Genomic DNA, 14,820 nt, shown 5'->3' on the forward strand with positions numbered 1-14,820 from the left:
ATCTCATCAATCACCAGCAGATCGACATGGCTGAGATCCTGCAGCAGCCGCTCTTCGGTCAGGTCGCTGCCGCCGCTGAAGGTGCCTTTCATGCTCGACATCAGATCGGCCACCGTGACAATCAGCACGCTTTTACCGCGCAGAATCAGATCGTTACCAATCGCCGCCGCCAGATGGTTTTTGCCGGTGCCGGGACGACCAGAAAACACGAAGCTGGCAATGCTGTTCTCAAAGCCGGCGGCGTATTCACGCGCCAGACTGAGCGCCTTGCGCTGGCCATCATTTTCGACGCGGTAGTTGTCGAACGAGCAGTTCATGTGCAACTCACGGATGCCGGAGCGGCCCATGATGCGCTGCATCTTCATGGCGCGGTTTTCGCGCACAATCGCTTCTGAGCGCAGCCGGCCCTGCTCCTGATTCCACGCCAGCAGCTCGGCGCCGTTTTTAAACTTTGGCTGCACATCCGCGGGCATGATTTTTTTCAGGCGACTGAAAAGATCGTTCGGCGTTTTCATTACTCACCTCGGAATCCATCGGGAATATCATAATCAGTATTGCTGATCTGGGTGATATCGCGCTTTGGCTGACCGCCGTTGGCGGCGCGGTTCATCTGCACGCTGCGCGCCAGTTTCTGCTGCCACTGTACATGGTGAAACAGCCGGCCTTCCGCCTGCCAGTAGGCGACGAAAGCCGCCAGCTCTGCGGCGGTGACCGGCTCGCTCAGTGCCACGCCCCAGATCGCCGCCTGGCGCTGGAAGTCGCTGTCCGGCTGCCAGCCCGGATACATGGCGAACTTGCCCACCGGTACGGCGATCGGCGCGGCGTCGCTGTGAAACAGGCTGTCGTCCAGCGTGACATCATTCGGCTGCTGCGCCGCTGCTTCCAGCGCCAGCAGGTGCGCAAGGCGCTGCGGCGTGATCGCGTAAAACGCCGGAACATTGTTGTGCAGCACCGCCAGCGTGCCGTTATCGGCCTGCTGCAGCGTGGTGAGGGGATCGTGGCAAAAGCCGTCCAGCCCCACCAGCGTTGAAGATAAGATTTTGACTGACATGAAGAAACCTGACGTTGACTCACCCGGTGCACCGGCGACCCGGTGCTAAGCGGTCAGTGTACCTGTTTTAGCACCGGGGATCGCCATAAAACCGCGCGGATTTAGCGCGAGGCGAAGTGCGGTTCAGCCGCCTCAATGCTGACCGCGCGACGGCTGGCGCGTGCCGTTGCCAGCGCCGGGCGGGTTTGCCACAGATAGCGCAGCGATGCCACCAGACACAGGCTGTAGCCAAACAGCTCGCTGCCCTCTTCCGCCATGTTCTTCACCACGCGGTTATAGCCATCCAGCATCAGTTGCTGCCACAGCTCATGCATGCCAAACAGCCGCGAGAACACCAGCACCGCCAGCAGCCCGGCGGCCATCATTTGCCAGCTGCGATGCTGCAGCAGTGCCGCCAGGCCCGGCAGGATTTGCCGCGGCTGACGCAGCGCCATCGCCAGCGAGGCCGCGGTCGTTGCCAGCGCAAACCACAGCCATGCGCCGTGCTGCACCACGTCGAACAGAAAATCCATTTCACGAATCAGCATGCAGCTGAAGAAGCCACCGACCAGGATCAGCGCGCTGCGCTGCTGCGGTCGCTGCCAGGCGGCGAGGAAGAACAGTGCGGCAATGGCCGCCAGCATCAGCTCCTGTGTCGCTTCGGTGAAAGAGGTTTCGTGCAGTGCATCGTTCATCCAGTTGACGTCGATGTAGACCATCGCCATACAGAAGACCAGCACCAATCCACTGATGATAAAGGCCGCCAGTTCGCGGCTAATAAGAATAATGTTTTCGCGCATTGTGATACCAAATCAGAAAATAATTAGCGCGCTTATTATATTTCCGCTGGCTGGCACCACTTCTCATTTCATGCCGCTTCAGAAGCTGGCGCTGACGCCGAGGTTGTAAATGAACTGTTCGCCGCTGCTAACCGCGCCGGTCTGGGCGAAGGAGGCGAACGCCGCCATGTTCTGGCCGAGCGGCAGACGGGCACCGACGCTGACATCCATCCAGTTCGTTTCCCGATTCATCTCTTCCGGCCGATCGCGTGGCGCGGCCGTGCCGTCGAAGCTGAGCTGATGGCTGTAACTCACCTGTGCCCACGGCGATATCCAGCCAAAACTGGAATCTACGCGCCAGCCCAGTGAAGCGATGTGTTCGGCGTTATTACGATCAACCGGCGCGCAGGCGGCGCAGCTCAGGGTGGAATCATCGACGGCAAACTGCGCCACCGGACCGGTGCGCAGGCGGTCATTCATCGGCAGGTTCCAGCCTGCCGAGTAGCGGTTCACCAGCGGCGAGTTGCCGACGCTGGCCGTTTCGCTGTGCAGCGCCATGCCGCCGCCGGGCGGATTGAGCGCGGCATCAAGCAGATCGCTGTCGCGGTTTTCTGTCAACATCAGATGATTACTGGAAATTTTTTCGGCAAGTATCGCATTGTAATCCGGCGCGCTGCTCTCGCTGGCCTGATCCCAGGCGTGCGCCGGCAGGGCCGCCACCAGTAGCCACCCACCGCTAAAGGCCAGCGCAAGGAGACACTGGCCGGTCCGCTGACTGTTCTGCCACATGAAAGACTCCTGACGAGCCGGAAGGGATCGGGTTGGCCTTGAAATTGATGATGATCCTGAAGCGCTCACGCAGTTGCAGCGCGAACGTCCATGACGTTATTATCGGCACCCATTGATTAACTATTAATCGATTCTTTCAAACGTCAAGCGACTGACCGCTTTTTCCTCATGCTTAGGGAGTGATGCAATGCAGCGATGTGGCTGGGTAACACAGGATGCGCTTTATCTGGCGTACCACGACACGGAATGGGGCGTGCCGCAGACCGATAAGCGCGCCTTATTTGAGATGCTGTGTCTGGAGGGGCAACAGGCTGGCCTGTCATGGATCACCGTGCTGAAAAAGCGCGAGAACTATCGCCAGGCGTTTCATGATTTTGATCCGCAGGCGGTGGCGCTGATGGATGAGGCCGATCTGCTGCGCCTGCTGCAGAACAGCGGTTTGATCCGCCATCGCGGCAAGCTGGAAGCCATCATCAATAATGCCAAAGCACTGCTGGCGCTGGAGGCCACCGGCGAAGACTTTTCCCGCTTTATCTGGTCATTTGTCGATAACCAGCCGATTTTGCACCATTACGCGGATTATAAGCTGGCGCCAACCACCTCCGAACCGGCCATTGCGCTGTCTAAAGCGCTTAAGAAGCGTGGTTTTAAATTCGTCGGGCCTACAACCTGCCACTCTTTTTTACAGGCCTGCGGGCTGATAAACGATCATCAAACCAGCTGTTTCTGCCATCCCGATAATCTTTAAGGCAAAAGTTTACAAATTAAGACTGCGCCTCACGAATTTCCCCATCATTGAACGGCATAATAGTGCCGTTTTGGGGCGTTTTCCCCGTTTCCGTATGAGGGACTTTTTCATGAAAAAGCGTGTACTGGCGCTGGCCTTGTTAATGAGCGGCAGCGTGGCGCTGTCGGGTTGTACCACCAATCCTTATACCGGCGAATCGCAGGCCGGGAAATCGGGCATCGGCGCGGGTCTGGGCGCGGTGCTGGGCGCTGGCGTGGGCGTGCTCTCTTCGTCGAAGAAAGATCGCGGTAAAGGTGCGCTGATTGGCGCAGCGTCCGGTGCGGCACTGGGCGGCGGCGTCGGCTATTACATGGATGTGCAGGAAGCCAAACTGCGCGACAAGATGCGCGGCACCGGCGTCAGCGTAACGCGTCAGGGCGATAACATCGTACTGAACATGCCGAACAACGTGACTTTTGACTCCAGCAGCGCCAACCTGAAACCGGCCGGCGCAAATACGCTGACCGGCGTGGCGATGGTGCTGAAAGAGTATCCGAAAACCGCCGTCAATGTGGTCGGCTTTACCGACAGCACCGGCACGCGCGCGCTGAACATGCGCCTGTCGCAGCAGCGTGCAGAAAGCGTCGCCAGCGCGCTGATCGTGCAGGGCGTGGCGCAGAACCGCCTGCGCACCCAGGGCATGGGCCCGGATAACCCGGTCGCCAGCAACAGCACCGAAGCCGGTAAAGCACAAAACCGTCGCGTCGAAATTACCCTGAGTCCGCTGGGCTAAGGCACAGGCCGGTCTGCCGCTGCAGGCCGGCTACGCGTTTTTACGCGCTTATTGACGCGCAAAGCAGCAGATAACGCGTAAACGTCGCCGGACGATAGAGCCAGCGATGACTTTATGCTAGCGTGATCAAAATTTGATCAGTGGAAAGCCATCATGTCACTCAAAGCTATCGCCTCCGCCCTTGGCCTCTCTGTGACCACCGTGAGCCGCGCGCTGAATGGGTTTGATGATGTCGCCGCTGCTACCCGCAAACGCATCGAAGAGGAAGCCGACCGGCGCGGTTATCGCCCGAATGCCGCCGCGCGCCGCCTGAAGACCGGCCGTGCCAATGCGGTCGGGCTGGTCTTTCCGGTCAGCAATGCCTCACTCAACGACAGCTACTACAGTGAAATGCTGCTGACGCTCGATCAGCGCCTTGCCCTGCACGAGATCGATCTGCTGTTGCTCCCCGACAAACCGCAGGATCAGCAGCGCAATTTGCTGCGCATGCTGCGCAGCGGCGTGCTGGACGCGCTGATTGTCACCCATACCACGCCGCAGGATGTACGATTGCAGCGCCTGCAGCAGAAGGGTTTTCGCTTTCTTACGCTGGGGCGCAGTCAGCTGCCGCAGCCTTACGCCTGGTTTGATTATGATAACCATGCCGGAACGCTACTGGCGGCGCAGCACTGCCAGCAGCAGGGCTATACGCGCATCGCCTATCTCGGCGGTAACGAGCCCAGCACCTACATTCTTGACCGCCGGCAGGGGTTTATCGACGCGCTGCCCGCCACGCCCTGCGCGCAGCAGGCTGGCTGGATGGCCGCGCTGCCGCCCTCGCGCCGCGCGGGCTATCAGCAAACCCGCGCCTGGCTGGCGCACGTTATCCAGCCTGACGCCATCATTACCGACTGCAGCCCGCTCGGTGAAGGCGCAGCGATTGCCCTGCAGCAGGCCGGGCGTCTGAGCGGCGCGCAGGCAATTCCCCTTTACGTGTACGATGGTCTGCCGCACGACTCGATTATCACGCAACCGGTCAACGCGATTCTGCAATCATCACAGCAGCGGATTGGCGAACGCGTCGCCGAAATGGTGCTGCAGCTGCTGGAAGGCGCGCCGCCCGCGCAGTTACAGACGCTGTGGCAGCCAATGCTGCGCCTCACTTCTGACGCACAGTGATTGCGCGGGTGCCGCGCTGTGATAGTCTTCGCCTGATGCAATTAATCAGGTGTATGTGATGAAAACCAGGCCGCCACGAGCCACAATCAGTGACGTTGCCCGCACGGCAAAAACCGGTAAAACCAGCGTTTCCCGCTATCTGAATGGCGAAGTTCATCTGCTTTCGCCGGATCTGAAAGCCCGTATCGAACAGGCGATTGCCGACCTCAACTACCGCCCCAGCCAGATGGCGCGCGGACTCAAACGCGGCCGCACCCGGCTGATAGGCCTGATCATTGCCGATATCACCAACCCCTACTCGGTGGATGTGCTGAGCGGCATTGAAGCCGCGTGCCGCGCGCGCGGCTTCACGCTGCTGATGTGTAACACCAACAACGAAGTGGATCTCGAACAGCACTACCTGCAGCTGCTCAGCAGCTATCAGGTGGAAGGCATTGTGGTGAATGCGGTCGGGATGCATGAAGAGGTGCTCAACCGTCTGCAGCAGTCGATGCTGCCAATGGTGCTGATTGACCGCAAAATTCCCGACTTCGCCTGCGACGTGGTCGGGCTCAACAACCCGGAGGCCGCCCGCATCGCCACCCGGCATCTGCTGGATAACGGCTATGAAGCGCTGCTGTTTCTCAGTGAACCGCTCGGCAGCGTCAATACCCGCCGCGAACGTCTCGCCGCCTTCTTTGATACCATCAGCGGCGCGCCACAGGTGGTGGCAGAGAATGCCGAAGTGGTGTTGCATCAGCCGGCACAGCTGGAACAGGTGCTGCAGGCGTTTCATCAGCGCCATCCGGGCAAACGCTGCGCGGTGATGGCGGCCAACGGTGCGCTGACGTTACAGGTGGCGCGGGCGTTACAGCGCCTGACGCTGCGCTGGGGCGAGAGCATTGGCCTGCTGGGCTTCGACGAACTGGAGTGGGCGGCGCTGGCCGGCGTCGGCATCACCACGCTGAAGCAGCCCACCTGGCAGATCGGCTATGCCGCGCTGGAGCAGGTGATCGCGCGTATCGAAGGCAGCGAGCAGCCGATTCGCGAGCAGGTTTTCTCTGGCGAGCTGATTGTGCGCGGCTCCAGCCAGCCGCTGCGCTAACCTCGCTTTTCACGGCTCACTTCGTGAGCAGGATCATAATTCCGCACTCTGCTACTTTCCTTTGGAACCGGTTCCATTAAGCTTTTTACAGCACATTAACGTGCTGTCCGGCGCATAACGGTGAGGCGGGCAGCACAGCGAGACAGGCTGGAGGAAAGATGTCGAAAGCGGAAATTATTGTGGTCACGGCCGCCTACGGCGCGCACAAGGTGGCAGAACTGGGCGGCCAGGCAGCGCTGCTGCCGCTGATTAAAGCGGCCGGTGCCGATGGCGTCGAGATCCGCCGCGAGCTGTTCAGCGACGACGAATTGTGCCAGCTGCATACGCTTAGCGACGCGCTGCGCCAGCATCAGCTCAGCGCCAGTTATTCAGTGCCGGAAGCGCTGTGGCAGGCGGATGGTGCGCTCAATCCGCGTCTGGCGCAGTTCCTGCAGGAAGCTGAGCTGCTGGGCGCTCAGCGCCTCAAGCTGGCATTGGGTCACTATGTCTCGCTGGCCGATCGCCAGCTGGTCGAGGTGCTGGCCGGCTCGCGCGTCACGCTGGTCATCGAAAACGATCAGACGCCGGACAGTAAGCTGACGCCGATGCTGCACTTCTTCCATCACGCCTGCGATGCCGCGCTGCCGCTGGATATGACTTTCGACATGGGCAACTGGCGCTGGACCGGCGAAGACGCCCTGCAGGCAGCGGCGCAGCTCAGTCGCTACGTGAGCTACATTCATGTTAAGGCGGCGGTGCCGCACGGTGACAGCTTCCGCGCCATTGCGCTGGATGACGCCGACGACAGCTGGCGCACACTGTTGCAGGCGCTGCCGGCCGATGCACCGCGCGGTATTGAGTTCCCATTAGCCGGCGCAGATTTACTGGCGGTGACCCGCTACTACGTCGATCTGCTGCGCGCGGTGTAAGGAGTTGAGCATGACACACACCTCTCAGCTGGATGTCGTCACCATTGGTGAAGCGATGGCGATGTTTATCGCCGGGCAAACCGGCGATCTCGCCGCAGCCGATCAGTTCACGAAGCGCATTGCCGGTGCCGAACTTAACGTGGCGATTGGTCTGGCGCGCCTCGGTTTGCAGGTTGGCTGGGTCAGCCGCGTCGGCGACGACAGCTTCGGCCGTTTTACCCTGCAGCAGCTGGCGAAAGAGCACGTTGACCACCGCTGCGTGACCATTGATAACCGCTATCGCACCGGCTTTCAGCTCAAAGCGCGCGTGGACGACGGCTCCGATCCGGAAGTGGAGTATTTCCGTAAAGGCTCCGCCGCCAGCCACCTGTCACCGGATGATTTCGACGAAAGCTATTTCGGCAGCGCGCGCCATCTGCATCTGAGCGGCGTGGCCGCCGCGCTTTCCGATAGCTCGCTGGCGCTGGCTAAACACGCGGCAAAAGAGATGCGCGCCCGCGGCAAAACCATCTCCTTTGATCCTAATCTGCGTCCGGTGCTGTGGCGCAGTGAAGAAGAGATGCGTAAGCAGCTGAATTTGCTGGCAGAATATGCCGACTGGGTGCTGCCAGGTGAAAAAGAGGGGCTGATTCTGACCGGCTACCGTCAGCCTGAAGCGATCGCGGATTTCTACCTCGATAAAGGCGTGCGGGCAGTGGTGATCAAAACCGGCAGCGACGGCGCCTGGTATAAAACCGCCGCGGGCGAACAGGGTCAGATTGCGCCGATCCACGTGGAGAATGTAGTGGATACCGTCGGCGCGGGCGATGGCTTTGCGGTCGGGCTGATCAGCGCGCTGCTGGAAGGGAAATCGCTGCCGCAGGCGATTCTGCGCGGTAACAAAATTGGTTCGCTGGCGATTCAGGTTGCCGGCGACAGCGAAGGTCTGCCGACGCGCGCAGCGCTCGGCGATTATTAAACAAACGCACGGACCCGTAGCGGCGCAATTTATTGCGCACATGCAGGACGCAACGTCAACAACGCGCGATGAATCGCGCCGCTACGATGCCGTGCCAATACGCTAAAACTGTCTCTACACCCTAATTTCGAGACGCATCCACAGAATGCGCCCGCCTCAACCAGAGGAGTCACCCATGAAATCGCAGACAATCGCGCCAAAACGCTGGTGGTATATCATGCCCATCGTGTTTATCACCTACAGTCTGGCGTATCTGGACCGGGCGAACTTTAGCTTCGCCTCTGCCGCAGGGATAAATGAGGATCTCGGTATCACCAAAGGCATGTCATCGCTGCTCGGTGCCCTGTTCTTCCTTGGCTACTTCTTCTTTCAGATCCCCGGCGCGGTCTATGCCGAGCGCCGCAGCGTAAAAAAACTGATTTTCTGGTGTCTGATTCTGTGGGGCGGCTGCGCCTCGCTGACCGGTATCGTCAGCAATATTCCGATGCTGGCCGCCATCCGCTTTGTGCTCGGCGTGGTGGAAGCGGCGGTGATGCCGGCGATGCTGATCTACATCAGCAACTGGTTTACCAAATCCGAGCGCTCCCGCGCGAATACCTTCCTGATCCTCGGTAACCCGGTGACGGTGCTGTGGATGTCAGTGGTGTCCGGCTACCTGATTAACTCCTTTGGCTGGCGCGAGATGTTCATCATCGAGGGCTTCCCGGCGGTGATCTGGGCGATTGCCTGGTGGTTTATGGTGCAGGATAAACCGGCCCAGGCCAAATGGATGAGCGACGAAGAGAAAGCGGCGCTGCAGGCGCAGCTGCAGAAGGAACAGGAGAACATTAAAGCGGTGCGCAACTACAGCGAAGCCTTCCGCAACCGCAACGTTATCCTGCTGTGCCTGCAATATTTTGCCTGGAGCATCGGCGTGTACGGTTTCGTGCTGTGGCTGCCGTCAATTCTGCGTAACGGCACGCAGATGGGCATGGTCGAAGCGGGCTGGCTGTCGGCGGTACCGTATCTGGTGGCGACCATCGCCATGCTGGTAGTGTCGTGGGCGTCGGACAAGACGCAAAACCGTAAGCTGTTTGTCTGGCCGCTGCTGCTGATTGGCGCACTGGCGTTCCTCGGCTCGTGGATGGTGGGCTCCAGCAACTTCTGGCTGTCGTATGCGCTGCTGGTGATTGCTGGCGGGGCCATGTACGCCCCCTATGGCCCGTTCTTCGCCATCATTCCGGAGATGCTGCCACGCAACGTTTCCGGCGGTGCCATGGCGCTGATTAACAGTATGGGCGCACTGGGTTCCTTCATCGGTTCATGGATCGTAGGCTATCTTAATGGGGCGACCGGCAGTCCTGCCGCCTCCTATGTCTTTATGGGTGCTGCGCTACTGGCGTCGGTGTGGCTGACGCTGATTGTTAAACCGGCGGCCAACAAAACGCCGCCGCCGATTCACGGGGCGAAGCACGCCTGAAAGCGTAAGCGATGACTTTTCCGGGCGACTCAGGTCGCCCGTCACACGTTCTACAGGGAGCAAATAATGAAACCTGCTGTGATTCTGTATAAGAGCCTGCCCGATGACCTGCGTGCCAAGCTGGACCAGCACTTCAGCGTCACGGAAGTGAAAGATGTCTCGCCGGAGACGGTGAAACAGCATGCGGCGCAGTTCGCCGCAGCGCAGGGTCTGCTGGGCTCCGGCGGCAAAGTGAATGATGAGCTACTGGCCAGCATGCCGGCACTGCGTGCCTGTTCTACCGTCTCCGTCGGCTATGACAACTTTGACGTTGATGCGCTCAACCAGCGCAACGTTCTGCTGATGCACACGCCCACCGTCCTGACCGAAACCGTGGCCGATACCATGATGGCGCTGGTGCTGAGCACCGCGCGTCGCGTCACCGAGCTGGATAAGTGGGTCAAAGCCGGTGAGTGGAAAAAGAGTATCGACGCTGAGCACTTCGGTATCGACGTACACCACAAGACGCTGGGTATTCTCGGCATGGGCCGCATTGGTCTGGCACTGGCACAGCGCGCGCACTTTGGCTTTGGTATGAACATTCTGTACAACGCCCGCCGCCAGCATGAAGAGGCGGAAACCCGCTTTGGCGCGCGCGCCTGCGATCTGGAAACGCTGTTGAAAGAGAGCGATTTTGTCTGCATCAGCCTGCCGCTGACCGAGCAGACGCACCATATGATCGGTGCGGAACAGCTGAAACTGATGAAGCCGAGCGCGATTCTGATCAACGCCGGACGCGGTCCGGTGGTCGATGAGCAGGCGCTGACCGCCGCACTGAAAGACGGCACCATTCACGCCGCCGGGCTGGATGTGTTTGAAGTCGAGCCGGTGCCGGCCGATGCGGAAATCCTCACGCTGCCGAACGTAGTCGCACTGCCGCACATCGGCTCCGCCACGCATGAAACGCGCTACGGCATGGCGCGCGATGCGGTCGACAACCTGATCGCCGCGCTGAGCGGTAAAGTGGAGAAAAACTGCGTTAACCCGCAGGTCCTGGCCTGATCCCACGGCTTTAGCCATTGCGCCTGCCGGTTGCGGGCGCTATGGTGGTCTTCCCCCTGATAACAATGTTTTTACCTCCTATGGCTTTTTCTCAGTTCGGCGACAAATTTACGCAACATTCCGGCATCTCTCGTCTGATGGAAGATATGGGCGAAGGGCTGCGCACGCCTGGCACGATCATGCTGGGCGGCGGTAATCCGGCGCAGATTCCGGCCATCAATGATTATTTCAGTCAGCTGCTGCTGCAGATGCATCAGGACGGCAAGCTGAACGAAGCGCTGTGCAACTACGACGGCCCGCGCGGCAAAGCGCTGCTGCTGGAGGCGCTGGCCACGCTGCTGCGCGAGGAGCTCGGCTGGCCAGTGACGCCACAAAATATCGCGCTCACCAACGGCAGCCAGAGCGCGTTCTTTTACCTGTTTAATCTGTTCGCCGGCCGCCGCGCCGACGGCAGCAAAAAGCGCGTGCTGTTCCCGCTGGCGCCGGAATACCTCGGCTATGCCGATGCCGGGCTGGAGGAGGATCTGTTCATCTCCGCCAAACCCAACATTGAACTGCTGCCGGAAGGCCAGTTCAAATACCACGTCGATTTCGACCATCTGCCGCTGAATGATGAGACTGGCCTGATTTGCGTGTCGCGTCCGACCAATCCAACCGGCAACGTCATCACCGACCACGAACTGCTGCAGCTGGATGCGCTGGCACAGCAGCATGGCGTCCCGCTGCTGATTGATAACGCCTATGGCGTGCCGTTCCCCGGCATCATCTTCAGTGAGGCACGTCCGCTGTGGAACCCCAACACCATTCTGTGCATGAGCCTGTCGAAGCTGGGCCTGCCGGGCGCACGTTGCGGGATTATCGTTGCCGATGAGAGCACGATCGGTGCCATTGGTAACATGAACGGCATTATCAGCCTGGCGCCAGGCAGCATCGGTCCGGCGATTGCCACCGAGATGATTGTGCGTGGCGATCTGCTGCGCCTGTCGCAGGAAGTGATTAAACCGTTCTATCAGGCCAAGGTTAGCGAAACTATCGCGATTATTCGCCGCTATATCAGCGAAGATCGCTGCCTGATCCACAAACCGGAAGGCGCTATCTTCCTGTGGCTGTGGTTCCGCGACCTGCCGATCAGCACCGAAGCGCTGTATCAGCGCCTGAAAGCGCGCGGCGTGCTGATGGTGCCGGGCCACTTCTTCTTCCCGGGGCTGGAACAGGCCTGGCCGCACACCCATCAGTGCATGCGCATGAATTACGTACCGGACAGCGACAAGATTGAGCGTGCGGTACAGATTCTGGCGGAAGAGCTGGATAACGCCTGGAACGCTTAATCCGCGCTTAACGACAGCTGGCACCACTGCGCCAGCTGCTGAATCGCCTGTTCGACTTCGGCATTCCAGCCAAAACCGGCGTTGAGCCGGAAGCAGTGATCGTAGCGGTGATCGGTGGCGAAGATGTGCCCGGGCGCGATGCCGATGCCCGCGTTGCGCGCCTTGAGAAACAGCGCGCGCACGTTCAGCGCCTGTTGCGGCATCTCCACCCACAGCACGTAACCGCCCTCCGGATCCGACACACGCGTGCCCGCCGGGAAGTAGCGCAGCACCGCCTGGCGCATATGGTGGATCTGATTTTTCAGCTCGCGCCGCAGCTTGCGCAGGTGCGCATCGTAACCGCCGCTGCGCAGCAGTTCGGCAATCGCCGCCTGCGACAGCACCGACGTGCCCATGCTGGTGGTGTACTTCAGCGAGGCGATTTTGCGCATGTACTTGGTGCTGTGCACCCAGCCAATACGGATGCCGGGCGCCACGGTTTTGGAAAAGCCGCTGCACAGGATGGCATTGGGGCTGAAGGCGCGCATCGGAAACGGCCGGCGCTCGCCGAAAGCCGTATCGCCAAAGATATCGTCCTCAATGATCACCACATCATTCTCATCGGCCTGGCGCGCGATATACGCCTTGTGCTCGTTGGGAATGCTTTTGCCCAGCGGATTATTGATGTTGTTGATAGTGAGATAGGCCTGCACCGCTTTACGCCGGAACAGCCCGGTGAGTTTCGCGACGTTAACGTAACCCTCCGCCCCGGCTTCCACTTCAATGACGCGCAGGTTGAGGTTGTGCAGCATCTGTAGCAGCACGAAGTAGCACGGCGACTCCACCGCCACGATATCGCCTGGCCGCGTGGTGGCGCGCAGCGCCAGCGAAATCGCCTCAATGCAGCCGTTAGTGACCAGGATGTCATCAGCGCTGATATTGCAGCCATAATCCACCGCGCGCCGGGCAATTTCCGCCTTGAGCGGCGCATAGCCGGTGCCTTTCACCGTATTACCGAGCAGCGCCGGTTTGCTGTAACCCATCTGCCGCATCAGCAGACCAATTTTTTTCACCGGATAGAGCGAGATGTCGCCGTTGGCCAGATCGAGCCGCACGCGGCAGTCCGATCCCAGCATCGCCAGGTGCAGTTCGGTTTGCTCATCCAGCGGCGCCACTTCGCGCGGCTGCTCGCTGAATACCGCCGGCACTTTTTTCTCTGTGGGACGCGGTGCGACAAAAAAGCCAGACTTCGGCCGCGCCACCGCGTAGTGCTCATCCTCCAGCGTGCGTAATGTTTTCAGCGCAGTGGTCATGCTGACGCGATACTGCGTCGCCAGCGTGCGCACCGACGGCAAACGGCTGTCGGGCGGTAGCGATCCGCTATGAATGGCCTGTTTTATCTGCTCAGCGATCTGACGGTAACGACTGCTCTGACTCTCCTGTTCCTGCGTTTCACCCGCCATCTGTTCCACCCCATATCGTGCTGATCTGTGCGTATTCATCAGATTACATTCAAAGTACTTTAGGCTGCATCTGTTAATTCAGCTTCACGCAGCACCTTCGTGGCCCGTTTTCCAGCCCGTTGTCGCCCGCACGGCAGCGGCGATTTTATTAGCCAAAGGATGAAGTGAAAAATGAATAATCTGTCCGCGATGATGAGTGAAATTGAAGAATACCTGACGCCCGCAATTCTCGATTCCGCCCAGCACTGTGCTCAGCGACTGCTCGCCGCCCTGCCCGATCCCAACCACCCCGAACGTAACCGCGTACTGCTGGCCTATGGCGGCGGCAAAGACAGCAGCTATATGGTGGCCTACGTACGTTACATTCAGGGGTTAATCTGGCAACAGCGCAACAGCACGTTTCAGCTGCGCATCAGCACTAACCGCCATGCCGCCATGAACGACAGCGTGATGGAAAACATCGACCGCGTCTATCGCGCGCTGCGTATCCACGATGACGCGTTCACCGAGTGCCTGGTGACCGACGGGCTGCAGATTCGTCCCTTCGATCGCCATTTGCCGATGCCGCAGAGCGTGCGTCAGCAGAACCGCGACGATGTGCTGATGAATGGTCACCGCTTCCGAGCCGACGCGCGCTCCACCTTCTGCAACGCCTGCAACCTGAGCATGGTGAATTCGTTTGGCCTGGCGGCGCACTACGATGGCGGCGTCGATGTGATCATCACCGGCGATTCGCCGCAGGAACAGACCGCTTACCTTGCGTGGGCGCGCCACCTGTCAAAACTGTTTGATGCGCCAATGGCCGATAAATCGCGCGGCTTCAGCGGCTTTCTGCACACGCTGGACGGCGTGGCGGCGCGCTACTTCGCCGACATTTACGGCGCTGACCAGGTCACGCCGGCACATCGCATTACCTGGCAGCTGGCGCGCGACCCGCTGTTCTTCAACATCTATCAGGACACTGCTTATGAGGCTGGCGCGCACTGGGCGCTGCTGACCGAATTCATGCATTTCCGCTTCGATGAGCTGATGTTCAGCTTCTCCGAATCGGACTGCGGCAATCCGACGTTAATGGCACATATTCGCGGTCTGCGTGCGGAGACGCTGTTGCAGCGCAGCTACGCCGAAGGCATTCGCGAATATGTGCGCTTTGCGCTCGGCCTGATGGTGCAGAAGGACTTTCCACCGCAGCTGATCGATGAGATGGCCGCGCGCTATCAGGATGATGCCGCGATTGCCCGCGCACGCCAGCGCGCCGCGCAGTTCGCACTCGACGCTTTCGGCCTTAGTGAAACCCAGCTGGTATGCATGATCTATTCACCGT

Annotated in this window: 15 protein-coding genes; 10 read left to right on the forward strand and 5 right to left on the reverse strand. The window is 59.9% G+C overall.

Features of this window, described 5'->3' with window-relative positions; all coding sequences use genetic code 11:
- The 4 genes from ERD80_RS10400 to ERD80_RS10415 form a co-directional block, all read right to left on the reverse strand.
- The coding region (locus ERD80_RS10400) for an ATP-binding protein (protein ID WP_136546820.1) at positions 1–515 on the reverse strand (515 nt) is incomplete at its 3' end.
- Positions 515–1,051 carry a primosomal protein DnaT gene (dnaT, locus tag ERD80_RS10405; protein WP_021506884.1) on the reverse strand — a complete coding sequence of 179 codons (537 nt, stop codon included), beginning with the start codon at positions 1,049–1,051 and terminating at the stop codon, positions 515–517. The genes dnaT and ERD80_RS10400, both read right to left, overlap by 1 nt.
- A 101-nt stretch (positions 1,052–1,152) precedes the next feature.
- Complete coding sequence (locus ERD80_RS10410; RefSeq protein ID WP_058775604.1) at positions 1,153–1,830, reverse strand: hypothetical protein; 678 nt, start codon at positions 1,828–1,830, stop codon at positions 1,153–1,155.
- A gap of 78 nt (positions 1,831–1,908) precedes the next feature.
- The gene (locus tag ERD80_RS10415; protein WP_104189520.1) at positions 1,909–2,598 is read right to left on the reverse strand and encodes an autotransporter domain-containing protein; all 690 of its coding nucleotides are present in this window, start codon (positions 2,596–2,598) and stop codon (positions 1,909–1,911) included.
- A gap of 187 nt (positions 2,599–2,785) precedes the next feature.
- Between ERD80_RS10415 and ERD80_RS10420 the strand changes: the two genes are divergently transcribed.
- From ERD80_RS10420 to ERD80_RS10460, 9 genes are all read left to right on the forward strand, one after another.
- Positions 2,786–3,346 carry a DNA-3-methyladenine glycosylase I gene (locus ERD80_RS10420; RefSeq protein ID WP_104189518.1) on the forward strand — a complete coding sequence of 187 codons (561 nt, stop codon included), beginning with the start codon at positions 2,786–2,788 and terminating at the stop codon, positions 3,344–3,346.
- A gap of 109 nt (positions 3,347–3,455) precedes the next feature.
- Entirely contained in the window at positions 3,456–4,118 is a 663-nt protein-coding gene (locus ERD80_RS10425; protein WP_021506888.1) for an OmpA family lipoprotein, read from the forward strand.
- Positions 4,119–4,271: 153 nt separating this feature from the next.
- Positions 4,272–5,276, forward strand: coding sequence for a LacI family DNA-binding transcriptional regulator (locus ERD80_RS10430; RefSeq protein ID WP_104189516.1), 1,005 nt, complete (start codon positions 4,272–4,274; stop codon positions 5,274–5,276).
- Between the two features lie 58 nt (positions 5,277–5,334).
- Complete coding sequence (locus ERD80_RS10435) at positions 5,335–6,360, forward strand: LacI family DNA-binding transcriptional regulator (protein WP_058758181.1); 1,026 nt, start codon at positions 5,335–5,337, stop codon at positions 6,358–6,360.
- Positions 6,361–6,518: 158 nt separating this feature from the next.
- A complete protein-coding gene (locus ERD80_RS10440) occupies positions 6,519–7,268 on the forward strand; it encodes a sugar phosphate isomerase/epimerase (protein ID WP_136546822.1) in 750 nt (249 codons plus the stop codon).
- A gap of 10 nt (positions 7,269–7,278) precedes the next feature.
- Positions 7,279–8,226 carry a sugar kinase gene (locus ERD80_RS10445; RefSeq protein ID WP_058758183.1) on the forward strand — a complete coding sequence of 316 codons (948 nt, stop codon included), beginning with the start codon at positions 7,279–7,281 and terminating at the stop codon, positions 8,224–8,226.
- Positions 8,227–8,401: 175 nt separating this feature from the next.
- Positions 8,402–9,685 carry an MFS transporter gene (locus tag ERD80_RS10450; RefSeq protein ID WP_021506893.1) on the forward strand — a complete coding sequence of 428 codons (1,284 nt, stop codon included), beginning with the start codon at positions 8,402–8,404 and terminating at the stop codon, positions 9,683–9,685.
- A 66-nt stretch (positions 9,686–9,751) separates the two neighbouring features.
- The gene (gene ghrB, locus ERD80_RS10455; protein WP_058770740.1) at positions 9,752–10,726 is read left to right on the forward strand and encodes a glyoxylate/hydroxypyruvate reductase GhrB; all 975 of its coding nucleotides are present in this window, start codon (positions 9,752–9,754) and stop codon (positions 10,724–10,726) included.
- An 80-nt stretch (positions 10,727–10,806) separates the two neighbouring features.
- Positions 10,807–12,054, forward strand: a complete 1,248-nt coding sequence (locus ERD80_RS10460) for a valine--pyruvate transaminase (RefSeq protein WP_021506895.1) — start codon at positions 10,807–10,809, stop codon at positions 12,052–12,054.
- On the opposite strand, the gene ERD80_RS10465 is transcribed toward ERD80_RS10460, so the two are convergent.
- Positions 12,051–13,496: a PLP-dependent aminotransferase family protein gene (locus tag ERD80_RS10465; RefSeq protein WP_136546824.1), complete on the reverse strand. Its 1,446-nt coding sequence runs from the start codon at positions 13,494–13,496 to the stop codon at positions 12,051–12,053. The two genes, ERD80_RS10460 and ERD80_RS10465, sit on opposite strands and share 4 nt — an antisense overlap.
- 171 nt (positions 13,497–13,667) lie before the next feature.
- Here ERD80_RS10465 and ERD80_RS10470 point away from each other — a divergent pair.
- A partial coding sequence (locus ERD80_RS10470) for a hypothetical protein (protein ID WP_136546826.1) occupies positions 13,668–14,820 on the forward strand: 1,153 nt, incomplete at its 3' end.

The sequence above is a fragment of the Pantoea sp. R102 genome (genome assembly GCF_004916815.1).
In the GTDB taxonomy this organism is placed as follows: domain Bacteria; phylum Pseudomonadota; class Gammaproteobacteria; order Enterobacterales; family Enterobacteriaceae; genus Pantoea; species Pantoea dispersa.

Excerpts from the sequence above, each read along its gene's own strand:
- ERD80_RS10440 (WP_136546822.1), top strand. The coding sequence starts at position 6,519 with ATGTCGAAAGCGGAAATTATTGTGGTCACGGCCGCCTACGGCGCGCAC.
- ERD80_RS10465 (WP_136546824.1), bottom strand. The coding sequence starts at position 13,496 with ATGGCGGGTGAAACGCAGGAACAGGAGAGTCAGAGCAGTCGTTACCGT.
- ERD80_RS10410 (WP_058775604.1), bottom strand. The coding sequence starts at position 1,830 with ATGCGCGAAAACATTATTCTTATTAGCCGCGAACTGGCGGCCTTTATC.
- ERD80_RS10420 (WP_104189518.1), top strand. The coding sequence starts at position 2,786 with ATGCAGCGATGTGGCTGGGTAACACAGGATGCGCTTTATCTGGCGTAC.
- ERD80_RS10445 (WP_058758183.1), top strand. The coding sequence starts at position 7,279 with ATGACACACACCTCTCAGCTGGATGTCGTCACCATTGGTGAAGCGATG.
- ERD80_RS10425 (WP_021506888.1), top strand. The coding sequence starts at position 3,456 with ATGAAAAAGCGTGTACTGGCGCTGGCCTTGTTAATGAGCGGCAGCGTG.
- ERD80_RS10430 (WP_104189516.1), top strand. The coding sequence starts at position 4,272 with ATGTCACTCAAAGCTATCGCCTCCGCCCTTGGCCTCTCTGTGACCACC.
- ERD80_RS10450 (WP_021506893.1), top strand. The coding sequence starts at position 8,402 with ATGAAATCGCAGACAATCGCGCCAAAACGCTGGTGGTATATCATGCCC.
- ghrB (WP_058770740.1), top strand. The coding sequence starts at position 9,752 with ATGAAACCTGCTGTGATTCTGTATAAGAGCCTGCCCGATGACCTGCGT.
- dnaT (WP_021506884.1), bottom strand. The coding sequence starts at position 1,051 with ATGTCAGTCAAAATCTTATCTTCAACGCTGGTGGGGCTGGACGGCTTT.
- ERD80_RS10415 (WP_104189520.1), bottom strand. The coding sequence starts at position 2,598 with ATGTGGCAGAACAGTCAGCGGACCGGCCAGTGTCTCCTTGCGCTGGCC.
- ERD80_RS10435 (WP_058758181.1), top strand. The coding sequence starts at position 5,335 with ATGAAAACCAGGCCGCCACGAGCCACAATCAGTGACGTTGCCCGCACG.
- ERD80_RS10460 (WP_021506895.1), top strand. The coding sequence starts at position 10,807 with ATGGCTTTTTCTCAGTTCGGCGACAAATTTACGCAACATTCCGGCATC.